Origin of the sequence: Microcoleus sp. OTE_8_concoct_300 (assembly GCF_031383065.1) — a bacterium.
Lineage (GTDB): Bacteria > Cyanobacteriota > Cyanobacteriia > Cyanobacteriales > Microcoleaceae > Microcoleus.
This window is the reverse complement of sequence record NZ_JANMZH010000676.1, coordinates 1-20,551: the sequence shown is the minus strand read 5'-3', so window position 1 is coordinate 20,551 and position 20,551 is coordinate 1. Positions and strand designations below refer to the sequence as shown.

Sequence of the window (20,551 nt, the reverse complement as noted above, 5' to 3'; positions counted from 1 at the left end):
TTGTCCATTACTAATTGCACCTTTTCACTTAATCACCTTCGCGGCTTACGTCTGCATATCCTGGGCGTTACCCCATCCCTTTTTCGGCATTACCTGTTATTTCAGGTTAGGCATTAGCTTCTTAAACCATCCCAGCCTTTCGTAGCTTGTAGCCTGACAGCCTACCTCAACAATTGAATTGAAAAGGAGCATACAAAAGGATTACTTCGTTCCTACTACTCATTGATTAAATCCGTTAGGGTTTGTCTTTCCGCCGAGGTTATAGGTGATGCGCTATCTCGGTAATTGAATCCTGATAGTCCTTACCCTTGTCAGATATTCCTGACCCAGAAGCTCAGATTTCTCTGACTAGCTTATATCCTCTGGTACAAGATTACGACGGTTATCTCGACAATTCGTTAGCTTGCGCTTCTGCCCCACGACTTCATTACTTTCGCAATGATTCGGTTATAGGATTTTTGCTTGCGGTGTCGGTATTCAGCTATCCCGATTGCCCGCTTTCACCCCAGCTTTACATAAAGGTTGTCAGTCTTTGTGTATGGGAAACCAGATTCATCTCTGGCTTTTTGTGTGCTTTCAATCACGCACCATGATGTCAGGACTTGGTTTATTCTGGATTTTGGTTATGATGTTGGTGGGTACCTTCATCTTTCCCGCTTTCCCCTAGCTGTCGAGAGCTATATGCTCGACTAGGTTTCCTCACCTGCATGAATAGTAAGTTGTCGGCGATGGGGGATTAAAGTGCGAACTCTAACCCTGACGGGTTTACCCCATCGCTGCTAGCCATCCCCCCTTTCGGGTTTCGGCTAAACGAATCGCACCGATCGTTCTTGTGTAGTGTGCATAATCCTGTATGCGAAATATCGTTGAAGCTTAAGATATTAGAAAGCTTACTTCTGTACGATTTACTACATACCCCTCTTCTGTCACTAAGCGGCAGAGTATAATAGAGCCAAATCTCTCAAACCACTGCTGGGTCTATGGTTAAGCCTCGCGAAGCTAATTCGACATTGAAATTGATTGATGAGTATTGTCGCTCTTACAGAAATCTGTTTTCAGAAGTCAGAAGCTTTGAAGCTTTTACACATCTTCATGCTGGTTTACTTTCTGATATTAAACGTAAGACACTACCAGCCATTGCAGAGATAATGGGGCTAGAAAATGCTCAAGGGTTGCATCACTTTCTTACCCCATCACGCCAGGGAGGCTTCTGCGTTGAGAAGGCAAAGGCTTGAATTAATCTTAAAAGTTGTTATTAAGCTTAAAACTTGTTAAAAAGAGAAAAATTTTTCTCATCATTGATTAAACAGGAGATCCAAAGAAGGGAAAAGCTACAGATTATGTAGCTAGACAATATTTAGGGCGACTTGGAAAAATTGACAATGGCATAGTGGCTGTGGTGAGCTATGGTCTAATTAGTCAAGGATTTTCAGGATTTACACATACAGCTTATTCTCCCCTAGAAAGAGAACAATCACGGTCGCTCAGAAATCCGACATCATTTAATGTTAAGTGAAATCAAAGAGCTGATTGACCCCGACAATCAATGGGAGAAACTTCAAAGTATAGGTCTGATAGAATCCGTGAGAATAGTGAAGGGAAAAACAAGTATTGAAACTCGTTATTACATTAGTAGTTTACCAAATGATGCTCAAAAACTTGGTGAATCAGTCCGCAGCCATTGGGGAATTTAAAATTCTTTACATTGGGTATTAGATGTGGGTTTTCGTGAAGATGATTGTCGAATTAGAAAAGATAATGCTCCGCAAAACTTTGCTATGATTAGACACATCTCGCTCAATCTTTTGAATCAAGAAAAGACATCAAAAACTGGAGCCAAAAATAAGCGACTTAGAGCTGGGTGGGATGATGACTATTTGACAAAAATTCTCGCTGTTTCAGTTAACTAAATTCTCACAAATAACTCATTGCTAACTATTATACAACTTGTAAACAGTGGTTGTAAGCTTTTTATTATCTAAAAATAGGCAGCAAGTAACAACCACCATTAATCAGTTACTGTTTTCTCTAAAAAGTCATTACAAAGCGTGTCTGTAGCTTCTTTGAATGGTGAATTTCTCTCAAAATATACTCACCACTGGTGAACAGTGTTCAATAAGATGCGTTCCCCCTGGGTGATTGACTTTTTAGCTTAACAGACCGCGAAATCTGTATGTTGTCTAATTTCCGGGGGGTGAAATGCCAGTACAATGTCACTTTTTGGAACACCAGCAGCCAACAAATCAGTTGCTATTCCGTCTTCTGTTCCATCTCTTTGAATCCAGATTTTACCATTAATAATTTCAAGGTGAACAATGCAGCCATGATTTCGCACATCTTTTTCCCATCCTATTGTTAGCAGTAAATAATCATTGGAGTCTTTGCTAATAATGAGTTTGGATTCAAGGTTGTTGTATGAATATGGAATTTCTGCATATTCGCTTAAGATTTTTTCAATGATTTGTCGGTAATTATCTAATTTATCCATTGTACGATTTCCTCTTTGGTAGGGTCAAAAATAAGTAAGCGCAGAGAGTTTTTGCGTATCACTAGAGCCCCGATGGCTTCGGAAAATATTTCTTGATAGGTGGCTTGACGAATAGCTAAATATAGCAATCGGTCATTTTCGACTTCTTCTAAGATATTCAAGTAAACGATATACTGCCCTAATGCAGTTTCTAAATCGCTCACTTGGGAAAGACTCACGAAACTTTTAATTTCAACAGCTATTTTTTGTTCACCTCTTTCGGCAGCTACAAGTTTCGTGGCTCCTAAGTCTACAAATAGTTCTCGGAACCCCCATTTTAGTTTGAAAGGATCGTTTGTAATTGTCCAGCCGTCTTTTTCCAGAGCTTTTTTGACACGATCGTGATAAATATCTTTGGCTGGCATATTCGTTTGAGGTTATAAGTCTGAGCAGTGTAAAGGGCTGTGTTGATTAAACTTGTTTTCATGGCTTGAATTTCCGAAGTCGCCTCAATTTTATTATCTTTAATTCTAGCTGTTACGTCAAGTCGCTTGACTGATGAGGTGACAATACCCTCCAAACATAGACAAAATCAAGGATATAACCCAATACGGTTCAGTTAGTGCTCTTAAACGAATTTGAACTCACTGTTTTTTGAAAAATACAGGTATCTTTTAGAAGTCAGATTCTTAACAGAACCGTATTGGGACATAACCCTCATACCCCCATATGCTTTGGTTAACGTTTTTTGTCATTGTTCGCTGTGAGCGTAGCGATCTATACATGAAAGCAATCACAGTATCTATTTTTCACAGGCTTTTGCCTCCTAGACTGTCTTATACCAAGCGTATTGACTCATACCATTCTCTCCCGAAGGCCAACTTATTACGTTTTATTTTCTTTTTAGCTGTTAAGAAAGCAGTGAATTCTGCATCTAGATTAAACAGCGTCATCTTCGCTGAAATCGTAAGTAGGGGGCTTATACTCAAACAGTTCTTGTTCGCACTCCGCAAACCTGGAAGTGTCGGAACTGGCTGTGGGACGAGCATAACTAGCTTTGTTGCGAATCCCCTGGATATCTTCAGAAGAACGCTCAGACGACAGCACAAACTGAGTTCTCTGATAACGCAAATGGCCCAATTCAATTTTACCCGGTCGCCCTTCACAATAGGCTCGTTCAGCACAGCGTTTAACTGCGATCGCAATTTCAGCACTCGTTGCTCCGGCATAATCAGATAGTAGCGAATACCATTGCCTGTCGCTCCAAAGATTCTCTTTTCCTTCCCCAAACTGCTCTGGGAAATACTTAGCTAAGTGCAAATTGAAAATCTCATAGCGAGCGCCGCTGTGTGGCAAATCCACAAACCAGATTCCGCCATCGTCAAATCTGCGGATAAGTTCAGCCGGCAGCATTTCTAAGCGGTTAACAGTAGCTAACATTAACACGGGGCTTTCATGCTCCTGCATCCATGTGAGCAATTTCTGCGACAGCCGCCTAGCTACACCGCCGTCCGCATTTGATTCCCAGCCAGAAAAACCCTTGTCAAAATCGTCAAAAAATAGCACGCAGCCGCCCAAATTATCGGCTGTATCCAGCATTTTGTTGAGAGCGCGATCGGGATTAGAGGAACCTAGAATATTGCCCCAACTTGCTGCTAAAAGCGCATAACCTAGCTTCTTAGCAGCTAGCTTCGCACTCAAACTTTTGCCCGTCCCCGGCGGCCCCCAAAGCAGCATTCCTTTGGGAGGTCTGAGGTGATATTTCTTGGCATCAGCTTCTGACAGCTTTACGACTTCGTTCAAATAAGCATCTAATAAATCTAAACCGCCAGCATGAGGCACGTCGGGAGAAGCAATGAACTCCAACCCCTGGTCTCGAAGTTGCGATATTTTATGCTCCAATACCAACTGTGCGATTTGGACAACTGAAGCGGTCACAGAGAGCGATCGATCTAACACTAATTCAATTTCAGCAGTTGGCAGCCCTAGACTAGAAACAGCCAGCCGCTTTTTAGCAGCTACCGCATCCGAGCCAAAATCAAGGGAACAATTGCGATCGCAAAAATTATCTACAAGAACTTCGACTTCAAAACGATCGGGTAACGGACATTTGAGTAGAGGAATTAATGGACTTAGCTTTGATGGCAATTGGATGTACTCGCCCAGCACTACCCAATATTGCTCAGCCCAACGCCCTTTCAGCTCAAAGAATGCGTTAGCCAATTGAGAATAACGGCGGACAAGAGGCTGTTCGGTACTGTCTGATTCCAAAATATCCTCTAACAAAAAGATACCGGGGCAGTCATTTTCCAGCAGAAATTGCAGGACATCACTTTCGACAGATAGCTCAGTTTTGCATAAGACGCATTCACTATTATACATCTGGGAAATATCTGAAACGCTTGTCCTATCTGAATGACCACCTAATTTCGGGAGATGTTTACCCAAACACCGCACCTGTTGAAGAGTTGCATAGCCGGGATTCCAATAATAAACAGGTAAACAACACTCACTGGCGTACTGATGAAATGATGACAAGATTTTTTGGCGATCGGCACTGTAATATTCAATGGCAACTATGGGAGTTTGAATGACTCTTAACTTAGACCAAGTATTGCAAAATTTCATGAGTTGATACAACTAAATAGACGAGGTTTAATATAATAATTTAACTAAGGTAATTAAAATTTAACTTCCTGCTAATGAGCGAAATACGCCCCTCAACTGGAGGGGGTAATTGTGCCTAACGGCACTCATAAATTGATGTTAAGCAAGTTAAATTGTCAATCATGGTCGCAACTAAAAAACAAACCGCAGCCACTCCTATTCGCTCTCAGTCACCAGTGCCTGCTAAATCTAAACCGTCTGAAAAGCAGAACAGTCAAACAGTCGGCAGTAACAATGGAGCCAAATCAAAACCTCAATCTAACCTCAGCCCGGAGCAACTTGCTGGCGAGCTAGTCAAACAGATTCGGAATACAATTCATAAGAAGTACGGTGTGACAATTCAGCGTCGCGATAGCCGTATTTCGACAAAGGTTGGCCACGCAATTCGCGAAAAACTGGGATTGGATATTCAAGCTCAGTTGAATAAGCGCAACGGTAATGGCAATGGTAAAAAGTTCGACTGGCAAGAGTGGAACAATACTGTGTTTCCCAAGCTAGTTGGCAGACCCGATGAACTCAAGTATGATGTCGAAGTTGTTGCCTTAGCGATGAGCCAACTTTACGATACAATTGCTGACAACCCACAAGCTGCCATTGCCGATTTAATGGAGTTCAATGCTCAAAGCTTAAAGCGTCGCAACGAGTTAGCTAAATCTTCTGAAGAAGATACTGAAGAACTCGATGAGGACGACGAGCTCGATGATGAAGATGATGAAATTGATGACATACTCGATGAAATTGATGAGGATGACGAAGACGAGGAAGGCGATGAGGATGAGGATGATGACGATGAGGAGGATGATTTTAGTTTAGACGAAGACGAAGAATTTGAGGAAGACGACGAATAATCGCTAAAGTTTGATTAGAAAGCTCTGCTGAAAAAGCAGAGCATTTTTTTGCCTCTATCGAGGCCTTTTCCACGAATCGCGATGCTGGGTAATGATTGTCGCCACCGTCCGAATCAGGACGCTCTGGGAAGCATACCCAACAAATTCACAATCAAGGGAATTTTGACCTTGGTTGTGAATTTGATTTTACCCACCCACCCACCACTAATTTTTTTGAATTAATTGTAATTAGCAGACTGCCGTCGCTTTAGTTGTGAAAAAAAACACGATTGAGGGTTAATCATGGCTAATCGCAAATCCGCTCCAACTCCGATGCAAAAGCAATTTGCAGAAACTCTTGAAGAACAGCGCTTCGAGATGTTTTTGCACGTTGCCCGCGAGTTAACGGGACGTGCCAAACAACGACAGTTGCAGAAAGGTAAAGCTCTTGACTGGGAAGCGTTCAATACTTGGTTTAACAAACAATATGAAGGCTACTCGGCTGACGAGATGCTTGAAGAAATCTTGAGCAACGTTTACTGGCTTTCATCTGAGCAAGCAGTGATTGACTTGCACTTCCGTTATATCGAGTCAGCCGTCAAAGCTTCTCATAAGAAAAAGGCAACTGACGATAATGAAGAGATTGATGATTTTGTCAAATAATCAATGACGACCCCTGATAAAGGGGATAAAATCCTGCTCCAAGCAGGATTTGTTTTGCCCGCCCACCCACCGCGCCAGTTCCCTTTGCGATATTTGCGATCGCATTCTCAGAAGGCTTTAGTAATGTTTTGATATTAAACGCGAGCGCGTTTGAGAGATGTTCCACTTGCAAATAAATTATAATCATGTACGAACATATTCAGCATTTTCTTACCCTCACAATTGAAACTGTGGTAATTTTTGGTTACGGTGGCTTAATTGTTCACTATCTCGCTACGCTGTTAGCATCGAAGCAGATGAATCATTCTGAAAAACTCTCAGCAGAACTTGCCCCAGATTTTGTGCCTCTTCTCAATGAAATTGCTTCCTTTCCTGCTGTTACCGAATCGGCAGCAACTCCAGAACCCACAGAAGAACAGCGCCTCACCTCTTCGCTACAAGTTAAAGCCGAATTTGCTTCTAATATTCAACAACTCGATACCGACACATTAAATCTACCCTTCATTCAAGTCGATAGCCTCACTCTCCGACAATGCCGCACCGTTATTCGAGCGCTCAATTCCACTCTCCCACGAAGTGAGCATATTCGCCTGAAACTCAACAAAAAAGATGTGCCAGCAGATTCGTTAAAATTTCAAATCCAGAAGCATTTTGAGCATCGACCGCAGCAAGTTGCCTCCCTAATTGAGCAAATTTTGAGAGCGAGTTAGCACGCTCGGGGAATCAACAAGCCAATTATTGCTTTCTATCAATAAAACTTTTGGTAACGAGTTGATAGAAAGTTTTTTGAGTGGAACCCTCCTTTTCCTGACCAAGCTATTAGTTACTTTCTTCAGGGCCAAGGGGAATCAGACCCTTGCCAATCTGTTTGCTCAACTCGTTGAGACTCAATCCCAGTTCAATGGCGATCACACCGCACGAATTTCCTCCATCCTACCGACGTTACCTGGATATAAGCTACATAGCAGCATATCTGCCTGCAGCGAAGATTTGTTGTGCGGTTAATTGCAAGTCGGGAAAGATTGAGGAAATAAGCAGATCGTCATTTTGAAACAACTGTTTTTGATACTCGTCTTCTCGCAGCGTACAAATAGTAACTGTCGGCTGTTTGGGCTTGCCAATATATTCTCTGCCACCAATGCCCAAATAGTCAACAATCCAATACTCAGGCACTCCTAGTATGGCGTAATCTTCAACTTTGCGAGCGTAATCGTTCTGCCAGTTGGTGCTAACGACTTCAGCAATCAGTTTAATAGAAGAACCTGATGTAATTACAGGTTCTTGTTGCCACAAAGGTTCATTAATCAGTCGAGTTTGGTCTAATACCAGCACATCGGGGCGAAAAGCTGTTGCTGTTCCTAATAATTTGATGAGACAGCGAGGGGGGATAAGGTAGGGTAGATCCAGGCGGTCAATTTCTACATTCAGTTTTCGTCCCAAAAACCCGGATACTTGCTCGTGCGGCCCTGTTGGTTCCATTTCGGTTAATTCACCATCAATGAGTTCGTAACAATCGCTGTCGCCGTAGTTGGTAATAAATTCATCAACAGTTATAAATTTTGGAGGTGATTGAACCATAATTTTTTTTGATACATTTACACGGCACAAAACCGTAAACTTTAACAACTTTTTACAGCTAAAAATACCGTTATTACTATCAATAAAACTTCGAGTAACGAGTTGATAGAATTTTTTTTTATCTAATCTCTCTTTCCATATCTGGCGATTAATTACTTTTTTCACCATTGCCAAGGGGAATTAGACCCCTGCCAATCTGTTCTATCAACTCGTTGAGGCTCAATCCGCGTTCAATGGCAATCGCGCGAATTCCTTCCCATCCTACCGACGTAACCTGGATATTTCTTTGCTTCTTGGGTTCTTCATAGCGAGGTTGTCCCCCAGAGCGGTTGAGGTTGGCTAATGAGTTGGGATGAGGCTGGATTCCTTTACTAGGTGGCATAGCGTCGATAACGTTTCCCTTTTTCAACTATTTTCGCATTTTCTTGACTCTTTTCGACAGTCGCTATGTTATCGTTGAATAATTAAACGAAAATTCAGCCCGCGCCTAGCCATAAGCTGCGTACAATAGTCAGCGCGGGCGCCACTGGCATGAGACAAGCGAGTCAGGAATGCGTCAAATGCAATCAGAAGCCGACAATCAAGAGCAACAACCGTTAATCGTTTTGCCAGGGGGTGTTGGTGTGTACACCTCCTCCGTTGCGGAAGAACTGCGGATAGACTCTGAATTCCAATCCCTCATCCCTCCCCTAAGTAAGGGCGAAAAAGCAGCCCTGCAAACCAGTATTCTGGAGGAAGGATGCCGCGACCCGTTAGTAGTCTGGGCCGAGGAAAAGCTTCTCATCGACGGTCATAACAGGTACGCTATATGTACCGCGCACGGCATACCCTACCAAATTGTAGAGATATCTTTTGACAGCCGGAACGCAGTCAAGGTCTGGACAATCGCCAACCAACTGGGGCGGCGCAGCCTGACACCGGAATCTGTTAGTTACCTGCGGGGCACTTGGTACGAACTTATCAAGCAATCTCGCGGGGGCAAGCGTTTGGCAAACTGTCAAAATGACAGTTTGACAGATGAAACAGCGCGAGAACTGGGAGAACAGTTCAAAACTTCTCCCAGGACAATTTACCGGGATGCCAAATTTACTCAAGCTGTAGATGCCCTCAGTTCTCTTGGAGGAGAAGATGTGAAGTGGAAAATACTGACTCGTTCTGCGGGGCTGACCAAGAAGGAAGTCCTTGCTTTGGCTTCGGATGCTCGCAGTCGTCCGGCTCAAGTTGCCAAAACTTTACAGGGGCGGTGCAGGAAAGTGAAACCTGAAAAGCAACCTGCCATCGCTCACCACCTGACGCTCAAAATTGGTTCCTTGGTGGAAGTATACGCGCCCGATCGCCAAGATGTTAACGGCAGGTTAGGTCGCATTCAGTCAGTCGGCGAGAAAACCGCCACTGTGTGGATGCGACACATCCCCACCGTTACCATGCACTTGTACACCTTCAAACACTCGGCTCTCACTGCTGTACCGCTCGAAAATCAACCGGGACTTCAAGAAATTTGCGATCGCACTGACCGACTTCACAAATTAGGAAATCTCGATCCGTTTGAAGTCGAAATTCTGAACTTGTTAGAAAGAACAACGGCTCTTACTCCCACCGAATTGCAGTATTTAGAACTGATTGAGAACAGACACAAGCTTGATTGAGTGCCTCACAACTATTCTTCCTTTTGAGAACAGCAATAGCTTCGGAAAAATTCGTTGATTTAGTTGACAATTCAAACACAGATTCAATCAATTTTTGTTGAGCTGCTAATTGTCGCAGTGAATAACAAGCGATCGCTCGCACTCGCTCGGGAGACTTGCTAGCATTTTTAGCAGCAAACGGCCCCCAGAAAGCACTCAGCACAATCTTAATCTGTTCCGATATTGGGTATGTTTGACTCAAACAGTAATTCCAAACCATCTTATCGAATGGGTCGTCTAGTGCAACTAAAACGCCCGATATTTGCGACTGCACTTGCTTCTGATTTTTGTCAGGTAACGGCTGATTGTTCAAATTGGCTATCATAGATTTCTTTTGTTAAGCTAGCTTATTTACATCCCATTCTCGATTTTAGTATTTGTCATCAAGGAACAAACTTTCGTTCTTGAGGGGAGCGAATCCACAAAGTACAAAATCCTTTTTGTGCAGGTTTACCCTCTACTGTCAGTGTCACCCCCAATCGATTGATCTCAGTTTCACACAATTTTTTGCCACCTTTCTCGCTCAACAAAGCTTGATTCCAGTTCATAAATTGGCGAGCATATTTCCCTTCATTGCTTGTTGCCCACTGAATTGTATCGGCGTTCTTGCGGGCAAACTGACCCTCTTTGCTCAGCCCCCATTCGAGCGCTACGGCTTGTTCTAAAGTGAGCTGGCGCGGCCCTTTTGGGTCGAGTTCAGGCGCTGGAATAAACCGGGGTAGCGCTAACCCGATAAAAGCGCCGATCGCCATCGCCCCTAACACTACCCCGCTCCCAAAAATTACCGACCAAATATCGTGAGCAACTTTCTCTAAAGCTGCTTGTCGCACTAGAGTGTAAACTGAGTTGGAAATGTGGCGATGTTGCACCTTAACAGCCGCTTTTCCCTGCCGTTCTAAAAACTCCCTGCTTTCTTTTTCCCAATTCTCAGTAAGCTGGCGAACTTGTTCCAATTCTTGAGAGATGACAGCTTGAGAATCTTTCAAATCACCTTGCCATTTAGATTGCCAATTCTTGAAAAACTGGTCAATCTCTTGCGGTTTTTTTTCTAACAGCAGTTCGAGTTGACCTGTAGCCAGCAATACGATAAAAAGTGGGTCATTTTTATTGAGACCGTATCGGTAAGCTGTCTGAATGACGTGAGAGCGAAATTTGGAGTCTTTGCTCTTAAGTACCTGGCTGATTAGTGACTCAGTATCTCTCTCGTACATGGGAGGGGCAGATAAAGGATCTCTGTTCAGAGCTTCTCTTTCCCTCGAATCATCGTCTATGAGTTCCCAAAACTCCTCTTCATTTAGCTTACTCCCATCTGATTTCAACTTTTCTTCTACTGCATCTTCTGGGAATGTATCTGGAGAATCGGGCAAACTTTGCGAATTTTCAGCGGATTGTATGGAATTATTTTTGGTATTATTAAGTCTGCCCTGTTCCCTTGGCGTTTCCAATATCTCGCCAAACTCTTCAGAGTCAACGGAGGAAAGTTCTTCTAAAAGTCGATCGGACATTTAACCTCCTACCTAATCAAAATCCTAATCTTTATGCGGTTTTGCATCGCGCCTTCTAGAGTCTAATAGGCTTGGGATAAGAACAATCTGACTTCCTTTCACAAGTCTCTATATCCCAAAAATTAGTGAAATAAAATTCGTCTGAAAGCACTAACCTAAGCGTATTGTTTTATAGTCTGAATTCACATTTTTTCCCTCCCATAACGAGTGCATTACACATCGACTGTAAAATTTACATTCCTGGACGTAAAATCGGTTTAGACACTACCTGTAGTAAGATGCGTTTCGGCACACCCAGCCCGTTCAGGAGTGGTGAAGAAGTTTTTGAAACCCTGGAAATCTCGTAGGGGGCGATCGCTCAATCTTCTTCTTTTCAGAATTTAAACGCAATAAACAACGTTTATTGCTAATATCCAACGCCTGGGATAACACAACTGCGTTGATTGCACTCAGCCAGCGGGCTGGTTTCGGCACACGCTATTAGTAGAGTCTGTGCGTAAGCCTTAATTTAGATTATTAAAAGCTTACGATACCTTTTTTACAAATTACAGCCTCTTGAGACTTTACAACCTGTTGCTTATTTTGTTACTCATTTCGTTGCTCATTTTCTGTCTGCATTTCCTCATTTTTTTTTCGTTCATAGGGAGCGATTATTTCTTTTTTATTGCGATTGGGTGCATTGTTAAACAAACCTACATCTTCTATCAGACGGAAACAGTCTTCCAGAAAAGTATGCAATCGCTGCTGACTAATCAAGAAAAATTCAGAGTGTTTCATTGCTTGAGAAAATGACAATCGCTTCGTATCAATAAACTTGCGCTCTCTCGCACTCAGAGCCGGCAAATCTACGACAGGAATTCGGTAATTATTAATGAGCTTGTTCATTTCCTTATGGTTTTGTACGTGCGACCAATCTTTGCAAACTCCAAAATTGCGGACAAAAATGTGATTGAGCTGACCTTCAAAGTAGTTGAAAGAGTCAATAAACATTTCAATGCTGTCCGTCGTGCCACCGCAAATAAACCACTTGCATACATCAACTCCTGACTGCTCTTTAAAATCTGGAGAAGTTAAATTAGCTTCGTCAATCCATTTGTTGATAATGCCGTAAACCCGAGCTGGTAAATTGACAATCACAGGAGTTTCTACTGCTGTTTCAAAAATAATATCGATATCGAAAAACTTCTCTTCATCTTCAACTAAAGCTACGATTTTTGCATTGTGTTCAGGATAGCGCTGCTGCACGTCAGGATTTTGAAAATCGCCATCAATTAACGTGTACAGCAGTTCATACTTCTGATTGAATTCAACCAGAATCCGAGTTAGCATCGACTTGCCAACGCCACCTTTCTCGCCGTCAACCAAGTGAATCATGTTAGTCATTTCATTCCTCCTTGCTGGATGTCGATGTCTATTCAAGACTTAATAATTTTTAACTAAAGCTAGGCCCGACCATTGCCGGATCGAAACCAGCTAAGTTAAATGCGCTGTTTTCAAACTCAACTTCTCCCGCAAATTGCTCTGGTTCTTTTTCTTCGGGCAAACTTGCTGGATTTGAACTCTCAGGGGCAGTTAATTCCGTAGCACTAGATGCACCTGGATTCGATAAGTGAGGGAAAGTAGCTAAAGGAATTAAACCCGAAGAAATACCAGGGGCAATTGCTCCTAAATCGGTACAGTTAAATCCCGCATCTCGGCAAACTTCATCTATCTGCCTGAGCAAAAAATTAATGCTTTCTCGCCTCAAATACTCTAACTCTGTACTAGAATGACTACCGCTATTGCGTAAAGCTGCTAACAGCCACCGCGCTTTGATTAGAGGTAAAATCGTTTCCTGGAAACTAAAAAAAGGATGATTTTGCAGGTAAGATAGCAAGATAGCATCTTCGGAATCTGGCAAAACTTGACAGCGCCAGCAAAATTCCTTGTAACGTTTTCTAGGCATAATTCCTCACCTTCTTTCCAGCACCTCGGTAGGGCCCTCCCAATAAGAGAGCTGCATCTAAGTTTGCTTCTGATTCCTCTAATGAAGGTTCTGTATTCGACGACGACTCATCACTCAATTTATTAGAATCATCTAAGCAGCTATCTTTGATACTTGAATCAGTCTTTTGTTGAGCGCAAACTTCACTGTTTTGTTCAGTAATATTTTCAGTGTTTTGTTCAGTAGGTTCCTCAATTTTTTGTTCAGCGGGTTCTTCAAATTTTTGTTCAGTAATATCTTCAGTCTTTTGTGCAGTAGATTCCTCAAATTTTTGTTCAGTAGATTGCTCGGATTTAGCGTGAGTAAATTGCTCAACTTTTAATTTAGTAGGTTGCTCGGATTTTGGGTGAGTAGGTTGTTCAGATTTTGGGTGAGTAGGTTGTTCAGATTTTGGCTTGGTAGATTGTTCAGCACATTCTTTTACACTCTGTAGATCGGTTGGAGGGAGTGGAGCATCTCCTGAAGTGGAAGTTGTATCTTCTGCCCTCTGAGAAGTTGCCGCAACAGACCTTTGCCTCAGTACCTCAAACTGAGATTTGAAGTAAGAAAATAGTCCGTAAACATCAGCTATGCGGCAACCTAAACCATCAGGATCGAGTGTTTTTGGCACTGTTATACCTGCGTGCCAAGACAGCGAATAATGAGAAAACTGATTTCGCAGTTCTGGCTTCATATATTCAGAAGTCCCCCCGCAAAATACAATTTCATCTAAATCGGGCGGCAGCACTTCATTAATCCAATGAGATAGCATTCGAGCGTAGTCGAAGCGAGACAGCTTGACTGCTTCAATCAATTGGTCAACTTCTCGATCTTTCGCTGTTTCCTCTCGATTCCGAGCAATTCGGTAAAAGTAAGGGCGGTTGTAGCTTACGCCCGCTTGAGCGATTGATAAAGCCAAACGGGAAGCATCGTAGTTAGAGGTTCGCTCTTGAACTAGATCTACCAACCTTACCATTCCTAAGTCTGAAGTTTTGCCCTTACCGACAGCACCGCGTGCCGAAACTATTACCGAAGCATTGCGAAATCCTACCATAACAAAGGCAGTTACCCGCTGCTTGAAGGCTGAACCTAAATTGCTATTGTGGATCAAAGCAATACCGCCGCCTTCTTGCAAAGCTTGGGTTTTGTCCAGGGTGACGGATAGCTTGCCGGTAGGCGTTTCAAATGAAGCAGAGTATTGACTTAATAGCTCAAAAAATTGCTTGGAGTCATTAAATTCGCCTGGGGGCAAGAAAACGGAGATCGCAGCGCTAAATTGATTGCCTAAATCTAACTTCCGCGACACTACCCACAGAGCTGCTAGAGCTTTGTACAAAGCGCTACTGTACTTCAGTCCCGCCAAACCGATGTGAGCATTGAATTGCGCTGCTGCTAGGTAGCCAACGGCTCGGCATTCATTACCAATTGCCACCCAAGCAATATTTTCGGGAGATGCTGATGCGAGGTTAGGTTTGGTGAAACAATTGGCTATGTCTTGGCTCACTGGCCCCACCTGCGATTCCATTACAAAGGAGCTTGCTTTACTGCCTGCTTGCGAGCTTTGGCAGAAAACTCTAGTAGATAAGCCGCCAAAATCTATAGCCAGAATCGCATCTGGTATTGAGGGTTTTTTCTTCATAAACGCTGAATTTTATTACGTTATAAAATGATAGTATTGGCTTCAGTTTAAGTCTGACCTCACCAAATCCGGTGGTTTTGGATAATTAAAATAACCCCCTCCAAATGGCGGGGACAGACTGCCTTTCAAGGAAAACATCTCGGTTTGTGTCGGTTGCTTTGCGCTTCCTACAAATAGCAACTATGTCAAGGTTGCGCTAATATGAAAGGCCAAAGATTGATTTTGATAACTATCCTGTATTCGTTTAAGTCAAGCTGAGCGGGGAGTTCTGGAGCTTCAAAGAAATAAATTGGGTACGGTAATCTTCGGGCAGCTTGATTTGATGTTTCCGCTCGAAACTTTGCAACTCGGCTTCCGCAAGCGTTTGCCTCAGTTTGTATTGGTGAGAATCTGCGCGTGTTCCGTGCAGATTTTTATCTTCTTGCTGCAAGGGTTGAAGCAGTTCTGCTAATTCTTTAATAGACCTCTTGCAAAATTATTTTGTGCTATTATAGAAAATTTAGACAATTTTATAATCTAGCAGGGTGGGCAAGTTTAAGGAGATGTCAATCAACCCAATAATTCAAAGTTTGACCTAAACTTGAGCAAACTTTTAAGTATAACACATATTTTTTTTGCAAGAGGTCTAATATTCTTTGATATTTTCAATTGCCGATTCCAGAGAGCAATCCATCATATCCCAGTCAATGCCATCATCGGGGAACAGCGATAATTGCCCGGGTGATACGTTGGATTGCCCGCGGTTGTGATAAGAAAGGTGACACGCAGTACAAAGGGCTATTAAATTTTCTGGGCGGTTGTCCTCCGGTATCCGGTTGCGGTGGTGCACTGTCAAAGTTAGGGAACATCGTTCGGATTTGGTTAAGCCACTTTTCTTACCGGGTCGGAGGCATTGTTGATTGCACTTAGCGCAGCGCCAGAGCGCACTTTCTTTCACGGATAACGCAATCTCTCGCCAATTTTTTGGATACCTTTTGGGTTTTGCCATAAACGTCAAAGCTCATCTCTCTATAGGGCGATCGCTTTTGTTGCCATTACTCAGAATACCGTCTCATCCGGGCATAAAAGCGATCGCATTCGGGGAGGCAAGGGCATGGCGGGCGGGTTGGGGTTTGGGTTTTAGTTTGGCTCTAAATCTGGGTTGGCGGCGATCGCGAATGGCGCTACAGCTCAAGATCCTATTAGTTTTTTCACTCCTTCAAGATAGAAAATCCTGATATTACCGAAACTCCTGTAGGCTTAAATACACTTGACTATCTAAGTAATTAATAATCTCCCGGCGTTGCGCTTGACTTAGATATGCTTTTGACCCTTGATACTTCAGTTTTAATTCTTCAACTCCATTTTCGATAAATTTCATTTTGCATTGACTGATAAATGTTGCTGATACATTTAATATTTTTTGAATTTTAGAACAAGGCATCCCCTCAATCCACATCATTACGGACATTGCTCGCTTCAGTTCTCGCTAAAGGAGGGGTTGCTATCGATAAAATCACTTAACTCTTTTAAAGGTTGTTGCTCACACATATTGTTTTTTTCACTGAGATTCAGTATGCAAGTATTATACTCCACAACCATTATAAAGTATAAACTTTTGTGAATCCTTTAGGATTGCTATATGCGGTCAAGTGATTGCTGCTGTGACAGAAGACGGCGAAACAATAGGGCTGACAGAAGCTCAGTTTCAATTAGTTGCGGCTAATCTGACTTTGGTTATAATCCTGTAATAAATTCTGCCTCAAGTCCGTACTTGGGGCAACTCGATTATTTTAAAAACTACCTAATAACACATAACTAATAACTAACACAACTAAAACGAAATGGCTATCGCAATGGGTGCAAACAACAATGGTGAGAACATCATGCCCAGAAAGAAGACGCAATTACCTGCCTCCCAAGAATCTGTTACATCGACTCAATCTACGCCCAACACCTCCTTATTGGATGCCATTTGCACTCAATTGCTAGCAGCATCAGAACAGGGAATAGAAGCACTGACCGCCCTCAAAGCTCAACTAACAGCACAGCACGACACCCCGGATACTCCTGAATCCGACTCAATTGTGCAGCAAGCGTGGCAACACATGAATCCAGAGCAACGCGCTCTTATCTCCAGTCGCTGCGATGCTCACCGAGAAAAAGAACGAGTGCGCGGTAAATCATTGCACCAACTCACCGCCGAACTGGAGGACTTTGATGAGCTAATCGACAGCATCGAAGGTGAGAAATCACACCCGAATTAGAAGCAGCGGTGCAACAACTACTCGAACAACGCGATAACACCCACGACCAATGGCTCATCAAAGTAGACAATTACTGCGCTGCCATTACCAACCGCCACGCTCTGAGCAAACAACGGAAAGCTGAAGCAGAACGCCTGAGTAAACTAGCAGCATCGGATAGCACACGGGTTGATTGGATGAAGCAACAACTCAAGAAGTGTCTCGAATCCCAGGGTGTGAAAAACCTGAGCTTACAGCGTTTCCACTTAACTATCAGCAAGAATGGCGGAGTGTTGCCCATCAAACTCGCTTGTGAAGTAACACAACTTCCTCCCCAGTTTCAACGCATTGAGGTATCAGCCGATAACTCCGCTATCCGCAAAGCTTTGGAATCAGGAGATATCGAAGCTCAGGAAATTGCACAATTCGGAGAACGTGAAACCCACTTGAGAGTCCGCTAAACGTAGCATTAAAGCCTAAGAATATCCTGGGTAACCAAGCTAAATTGTCAGGCTTAAATGTTAAAATAGAAACAAAAATAATGGCAAAATCATGGCTACCGCTAGTGTAGAAAAAATAGTAAGTTAGAGGTGACACCATGCACTTTAGGTTTCGATTGCGCTCAAATGGGTTTAGATTAATGCGGAGAGTGCATCAATGAAGAAAGTTGCCACCACTACACAGAAGCTTGGAATTTGTACGAAATAGTGCTACTCAAAGGATTACCAGGATCGGTGTATATATGCTGGCTTGGCAGAGATGCGAATACCGAATGGAGGAATGAGCAATGGGGATTTAAGCACCTCAATAACTGCGATTGGTTACACTACACAGCATCATTGAATACCTTTGCCCAGTGGCAACACGCCTATTACAAACTTAGCTCTAGAAAGAACACCAAATACGTTCGCAGTGACTTATTTGATGAGTTTGAAGCGTTGAGAACGCAGGTAGACACGGAGTACGGGAAACGCCAAGAAAGCAGCGCTCTCATCCTATTTGAATAACAGAACACATAAAAATGACCAGAAACATTCACACATTCCTCAGAACGGCTTGCTTCGTGAGATGCCGTCACCCTTCCCATCACGAACGATGATACACCTTAAAGCATCATAAACTTGAGGGCATCATTCAAGTTTGGTTCAACTCTTTTGAGCTGTTGGATGAGGCAGAAAAAGTTTTGAGAACAGAAGGGCTTGAACTAAAGATAACTTTGGCTTATCAATCTAACGGCTGTTTTCTTTCGCTCGATTGTTAGATAGCTACTACACTCTTTGATTAATGGAGTCATAAAATATGCAGATTTTCTCCGAAGAGAAAGTACAATCCCATGTCTCATTCCAATCGGATGGTATCGCGCTATGAGTATCCCTACTGCTATCACGACAATGTGTATAACTTCAAAAAAATGATTTATCCAATCAACCCGTTTGATGATGGGGTATGGATTGAAGCTAGTCGGGTTCCGCCTGAAGTGTTCGTGCAGTCTATTAAAGTAGAGTTGATTCTGAGAGATGCGAAAAATCCTTGGCTGAATGCCATCAAAAATGATTCATCAGAAATGATGATTCGTGTTGATGCCCAATGGATTTAAACATTTAAAACACCCCGATATCTGGGAGGTAACTCAAATGAACTAACAACAAAATAAAGAGCAATTCGTTGTTGAGCATTGACTGAAACAACGGTAGATATTGAATACACGAAAGGGCAAAAAACCAGCGTTTCCATGCCCTTTTACTTGAACAAGGAGGAATCATGTTAGGAACACACTTCATCGAATTACCCGTAGCGATGCCACCCATGTTACCGGGGATGGTGGGAGTCAACAACACTCAATACTTTGCTCTTTATTACCAAGGAAGCAAAGCCACATGGAGTAATGGCAGAGCAATGGCTACATTTAGCTACTATGCCGTGTACGCGCCGCTGATAGAACACATAACTCTAGCAATTTACTTAGAGCCTTACAACTTAGGTTCCGATGATGAGTTGCCAGAACACGCTATTTTATGCGACTGCGTTCGCAATAAGATGTATGTAGGTGCGTACAAAGAAATCGGGCGTTGCTGAATTAGGGTATGATAATTTTATAGTGCGAGCGCCAAAAAATAACACTTCAAAACGCAGAGCTTATGCAATGTCCTGAATGTCAATCAACTCATGTTAATAAAAATGGTCAGAAAAAAGGTAAACAGAATTATATTTTTGTCGGTTGTGGCAGACAATTTATAGATTGCTATTAACCTCATAAAGGTTACTCGGAAGAAGTTAAACGTGAATGTCTCAAAATGTATGTCAATGGTATGGGTTTTCGAGCAATAGAGAGGATTAAAGGAGTACACCACACCAGCATTATAAATTGGGTCAAACAAGTAGGAAAATTGCTCCCTGATGCTTACGAACCAGACACAATTCCTCTGGTGGGAGAACTTGATGAACTAGAAACGTTTGTTGGTCAAAAAAAATAAGCTTTGGCTATGGACAGCCGTAAATCATTTTCAGCCAGGGATTTTAGGATGGGTATTGGGAGGTCATAGTGCTATAACTTTTCGGCCACTATGGGAATTAATTGGCAATTGGAAATGTTACTTTTATATCACAGATGGATGGCCAGTTTACCCCATGTTTATCCCAGATGGAGACCAAATTATCTGTAAAACTTACATGACCAGAGTAGAGGGCGAGAATACACGACTACGACATTATGCAAGCCCGGCTTCATCGCAAGACACTATGCTATTCTAAGTCGGTAGAAATGCTTAAACATTCTATTCGGTTAGTAATTCATTATCTTAAGTTTTGGGATGTTCCGGTTCCCTATCCATCCTATGATTTCAATCGCCCTCAAAGAGGCAAATCGGGTAGCCAAAACATCCCTTGACCGCACATATCATACCTTAATTCAGCAACGCCAGAAATCGATTACTTCTTGTTACAGCAGCATCCCCATGAGCCGTCCCAGTTGACCGCCCAAGAGTTTGAAGAAGCCGTGAAAGCGGTGGAAAGTATGACCTTAGAGCAAATGCAGCGTTTGGGAATGTTCGAGATGTTCGGCAACACCAATCCCCAAGCGCGCCAACAAACCGTAGAGTTAGTGCATTGGCTAGACCAACAAGTCACCGAGGAATTGATACAGCAGTACATAGAATTGGCGAAGCGGGGCAATTACACAGCGATGATGGCACTAAGCTGTTCGACATCTAAACTGCATTAACTAAGTTACCTTTATTTTTTATTTTTCGGTTCCATTTCATAATTAGTTCTCCTTCATTTAAAAGTTTATGTAACAGTGCTTCTAGTTTTTCAATGGATTCAAATAATCTATT

General features: G+C 42.7%; 22 protein-coding genes and 2 pseudogenes. 12 read left to right on the top strand and 12 right to left on the bottom strand.

Annotated features, from left to right (window positions below):
* Positions 1-980 precede the first annotated feature (980 nt).
* Positions 981-1,235, top strand: coding sequence for a hypothetical protein (locus tag ACUVJL_RS30790; protein ID WP_445249306.1), 255 nt, complete (start codon positions 981-983; stop codon positions 1,233-1,235).
* A gap of 228 nt (positions 1,236-1,463) precedes the next feature.
* Positions 1,464-1,910 (top strand): annotated as a pseudogene (locus ACUVJL_RS30785) (ISAs1 family transposase); the annotation flags it as partial.
* A gap of 242 nt (positions 1,911-2,152) precedes the next feature.
* Here the strand turns inward: ACUVJL_RS30785 and ACUVJL_RS30780 are convergent.
* The 3 genes from ACUVJL_RS30780 to ACUVJL_RS30770 form a co-directional block, all read right to left on the bottom strand.
* Positions 2,153-2,488, bottom strand: a complete 336-nt coding sequence (locus ACUVJL_RS30780; RefSeq protein ID WP_332949745.1) for a XisI protein — start codon at positions 2,486-2,488, stop codon at positions 2,153-2,155.
* Entirely contained in the window at positions 2,476-2,892 is a 417-nt protein-coding gene (locus ACUVJL_RS30775) for a XisH family protein (protein ID WP_445249305.1), read from the bottom strand. Before ACUVJL_RS30775 ends, ACUVJL_RS30780 begins: the two co-directional genes overlap by 13 nt.
* 514 nt (positions 2,893-3,406) lie before the next feature.
* A complete protein-coding gene (locus tag ACUVJL_RS30770) occupies positions 3,407-5,095 on the bottom strand; it encodes an ATP-binding protein (RefSeq protein WP_445249304.1) in 1,689 nt (562 codons plus the stop codon).
* Positions 5,096-5,256: 161 nt separating this feature from the next.
* Between ACUVJL_RS30770 and ACUVJL_RS30765 the strand changes: the two genes are divergently transcribed.
* From ACUVJL_RS30765 to ACUVJL_RS30755, 3 genes are all read left to right on the top strand, one after another.
* Entirely contained in the window at positions 5,257-5,982 is a 726-nt protein-coding gene (locus ACUVJL_RS30765) for a hypothetical protein (protein WP_445249303.1), read from the top strand.
* 282 nt (positions 5,983-6,264) lie between these two features.
* The gene (locus ACUVJL_RS30760) at positions 6,265-6,624 is read left to right on the top strand and encodes a hypothetical protein (RefSeq protein WP_015179737.1); all 360 of its coding nucleotides are present in this window, start codon (positions 6,265-6,267) and stop codon (positions 6,622-6,624) included.
* A 185-nt stretch (positions 6,625-6,809) separates the two neighbouring features.
* Positions 6,810-7,334, top strand: a complete 525-nt coding sequence (locus ACUVJL_RS30755) for a hypothetical protein (protein ID WP_445249302.1) — start codon at positions 6,810-6,812, stop codon at positions 7,332-7,334.
* A 247-nt stretch (positions 7,335-7,581) separates the two neighbouring features.
* On the opposite strand, the gene ACUVJL_RS30750 is transcribed toward ACUVJL_RS30755, so the two are convergent.
* Entirely contained in the window at positions 7,582-8,202 is a 621-nt protein-coding gene (locus tag ACUVJL_RS30750; protein WP_445249301.1) for a Uma2 family endonuclease, read from the bottom strand.
* Between the two features lie 148 nt (positions 8,203-8,350).
* Positions 8,351-8,584 carry a hypothetical protein gene (locus tag ACUVJL_RS30745; protein ID WP_332949736.1) on the bottom strand — a complete coding sequence of 78 codons (234 nt, stop codon included), beginning with the start codon at positions 8,582-8,584 and terminating at the stop codon, positions 8,351-8,353.
* 169 nt (positions 8,585-8,753) lie between these two features.
* Between ACUVJL_RS30745 and ACUVJL_RS30740 the strand changes: the two genes are divergently transcribed.
* On the top strand, positions 8,754-9,848 hold the full coding sequence (locus tag ACUVJL_RS30740; RefSeq protein WP_445249300.1) for a hypothetical protein: 1,095 nt from the start codon (positions 8,754-8,756) through the stop codon (positions 9,846-9,848).
* Here the strand turns inward: ACUVJL_RS30740 and ACUVJL_RS30735 are convergent.
* From ACUVJL_RS30735 to ACUVJL_RS30705, 7 genes are all read right to left on the bottom strand, one after another.
* On the bottom strand, positions 9,790-10,212 hold the full coding sequence (locus ACUVJL_RS30735) for a hypothetical protein (RefSeq protein WP_333185026.1): 423 nt from the start codon (positions 10,210-10,212) through the stop codon (positions 9,790-9,792). The genes ACUVJL_RS30740 and ACUVJL_RS30735 overlap by 59 nt on opposite strands.
* A 58-nt stretch (positions 10,213-10,270) precedes the next feature.
* Complete coding sequence (locus tag ACUVJL_RS30730; protein ID WP_445249299.1) at positions 10,271-11,392, bottom strand: DUF6753 family protein; 1,122 nt, start codon at positions 11,390-11,392, stop codon at positions 10,271-10,273.
* Positions 11,393-11,977: 585 nt separating this feature from the next.
* The gene (locus ACUVJL_RS30725; RefSeq protein WP_333185022.1) at positions 11,978-12,775 is read right to left on the bottom strand and encodes a mobilization protein MobD-like protein; all 798 of its coding nucleotides are present in this window, start codon (positions 12,773-12,775) and stop codon (positions 11,978-11,980) included.
* Positions 12,776-12,824: 49 nt separating this feature from the next.
* Entirely contained in the window at positions 12,825-13,337 is a 513-nt protein-coding gene (locus ACUVJL_RS30720) for a hypothetical protein (protein WP_333185020.1), read from the bottom strand.
* Entirely contained in the window at positions 13,330-14,994 is a 1,665-nt protein-coding gene (locus tag ACUVJL_RS30715; protein ID WP_445249298.1) for a ParM/StbA family protein, read from the bottom strand. Before ACUVJL_RS30715 ends, ACUVJL_RS30720 begins: the two co-directional genes overlap by 8 nt.
* 625 nt (positions 14,995-15,619) lie before the next feature.
* Positions 15,620-15,982, bottom strand: coding sequence for an HNH endonuclease (locus ACUVJL_RS30710; RefSeq protein ID WP_333212083.1), 363 nt, complete (start codon positions 15,980-15,982; stop codon positions 15,620-15,622).
* 231 nt (positions 15,983-16,213) lie between these two features.
* On the bottom strand, positions 16,214-16,435 hold the full coding sequence (locus ACUVJL_RS30705; protein WP_332979205.1) for a hypothetical protein: 222 nt from the start codon (positions 16,433-16,435) through the stop codon (positions 16,214-16,216).
* Between the two features lie 382 nt (positions 16,436-16,817).
* On the opposite strand from ACUVJL_RS30705, the gene ACUVJL_RS30700 reads away from it, so the two are divergent.
* The 6 genes and pseudogenes from ACUVJL_RS30700 to ACUVJL_RS30675 all read left to right on the top strand — a co-directional run bounded on the left by ACUVJL_RS30700 (position 16,818) and on the right by ACUVJL_RS30675 (position 20,439).
* Entirely contained in the window at positions 16,818-17,240 is a 423-nt protein-coding gene (locus ACUVJL_RS30700; RefSeq protein ID WP_445249297.1) for a hypothetical protein, read from the top strand.
* Positions 17,241-17,248: 8 nt separating this feature from the next.
* Positions 17,249-17,680: a siphovirus Gp157 family protein gene (locus ACUVJL_RS30695; protein ID WP_445249296.1), complete on the top strand. Its 432-nt coding sequence runs from the start codon at positions 17,249-17,251 to the stop codon at positions 17,678-17,680.
* Between the two features lie 872 nt (positions 17,681-18,552).
* Positions 18,553-18,816: a hypothetical protein gene (locus ACUVJL_RS30690; RefSeq protein WP_445249295.1), complete on the top strand. Its 264-nt coding sequence runs from the start codon at positions 18,553-18,555 to the stop codon at positions 18,814-18,816.
* Between the two features lie 164 nt (positions 18,817-18,980).
* A complete protein-coding gene (locus ACUVJL_RS30685; RefSeq protein WP_445249294.1) occupies positions 18,981-19,295 on the top strand; it encodes a hypothetical protein in 315 nt (104 codons plus the stop codon).
* Between the two features lie 62 nt (positions 19,296-19,357).
* Positions 19,358-20,106, top strand: a pseudogene (locus tag ACUVJL_RS30680) (IS1 family transposase).
* A gap of 48 nt (positions 20,107-20,154) precedes the next feature.
* The gene (locus tag ACUVJL_RS30675) at positions 20,155-20,439 is read left to right on the top strand and encodes a hypothetical protein (protein WP_445249293.1); all 285 of its coding nucleotides are present in this window, start codon (positions 20,155-20,157) and stop codon (positions 20,437-20,439) included.
* Positions 20,440-20,551: the final 112 nt, after the last annotated feature.

What these genes read in the sequence shown, in the direction of transcription:
- ACUVJL_RS30740 (WP_445249300.1), top strand. Translation starts at nt 8,754, where the DNA reads ATGCGTCAAATGCAATCAGAAGCCGACAATCAAGAGCAACAACCGTTA.
- ACUVJL_RS30685 (WP_445249294.1), top strand. Translation starts at nt 18,981, where the DNA reads ATGTTAGGAACACACTTCATCGAATTACCCGTAGCGATGCCACCCATG.
- ACUVJL_RS30725 (WP_333185022.1), bottom strand. Translation starts at nt 12,775, where the DNA reads ATGACTAACATGATTCACTTGGTTGACGGCGAGAAAGGTGGCGTTGGC.
- ACUVJL_RS30745 (WP_332949736.1), bottom strand. Translation starts at nt 8,584, where the DNA reads ATGCCACCTAGTAAAGGAATCCAGCCTCATCCCAACTCATTAGCCAAC.
- ACUVJL_RS30790 (WP_445249306.1), top strand. Translation starts at nt 981, where the DNA reads ATGGTTAAGCCTCGCGAAGCTAATTCGACATTGAAATTGATTGATGAG.
- ACUVJL_RS30735 (WP_333185026.1), bottom strand. Translation starts at nt 10,212, where the DNA reads ATGATAGCCAATTTGAACAATCAGCCGTTACCTGACAAAAATCAGAAG.
- ACUVJL_RS30775 (WP_445249305.1), bottom strand. Translation starts at nt 2,892, where the DNA reads ATGCCAGCCAAAGATATTTATCACGATCGTGTCAAAAAAGCTCTGGAA.
- ACUVJL_RS30760 (WP_015179737.1), top strand. Translation starts at nt 6,265, where the DNA reads ATGGCTAATCGCAAATCCGCTCCAACTCCGATGCAAAAGCAATTTGCA.
- ACUVJL_RS30770 (WP_445249304.1), bottom strand. Translation starts at nt 5,095, where the DNA reads ATGAAATTTTGCAATACTTGGTCTAAGTTAAGAGTCATTCAAACTCCC.
- ACUVJL_RS30755 (WP_445249302.1), top strand. Translation starts at nt 6,810, where the DNA reads ATGTACGAACATATTCAGCATTTTCTTACCCTCACAATTGAAACTGTG.
- ACUVJL_RS30750 (WP_445249301.1), bottom strand. Translation starts at nt 8,202, where the DNA reads ATGGTTCAATCACCTCCAAAATTTATAACTGTTGATGAATTTATTACC.
- ACUVJL_RS30765 (WP_445249303.1), top strand. Translation starts at nt 5,257, where the DNA reads ATGGTCGCAACTAAAAAACAAACCGCAGCCACTCCTATTCGCTCTCAG.
- ACUVJL_RS30715 (WP_445249298.1), bottom strand. Translation starts at nt 14,994, where the DNA reads ATGAAGAAAAAACCCTCAATACCAGATGCGATTCTGGCTATAGATTTT.
- ACUVJL_RS30690 (WP_445249295.1), top strand. Translation starts at nt 18,553, where the DNA reads ATGTCTCATTCCAATCGGATGGTATCGCGCTATGAGTATCCCTACTGC.
- ACUVJL_RS30720 (WP_333185020.1), bottom strand. Translation starts at nt 13,337, where the DNA reads ATGCCTAGAAAACGTTACAAGGAATTTTGCTGGCGCTGTCAAGTTTTG.
- ACUVJL_RS30705 (WP_332979205.1), bottom strand. Translation starts at nt 16,435, where the DNA reads ATGATGTGGATTGAGGGGATGCCTTGTTCTAAAATTCAAAAAATATTA.
- ACUVJL_RS30730 (WP_445249299.1), bottom strand. Translation starts at nt 11,392, where the DNA reads ATGTCCGATCGACTTTTAGAAGAACTTTCCTCCGTTGACTCTGAAGAG.
- ACUVJL_RS30700 (WP_445249297.1), top strand. Translation starts at nt 16,818, where the DNA reads ATGGCTATCGCAATGGGTGCAAACAACAATGGTGAGAACATCATGCCC.
- ACUVJL_RS30710 (WP_333212083.1), bottom strand. Translation starts at nt 15,982, where the DNA reads ATGGCAAAACCCAAAAGGTATCCAAAAAATTGGCGAGAGATTGCGTTA.
- ACUVJL_RS30780 (WP_332949745.1), bottom strand. Translation starts at nt 2,488, where the DNA reads ATGGATAAATTAGATAATTACCGACAAATCATTGAAAAAATCTTAAGC.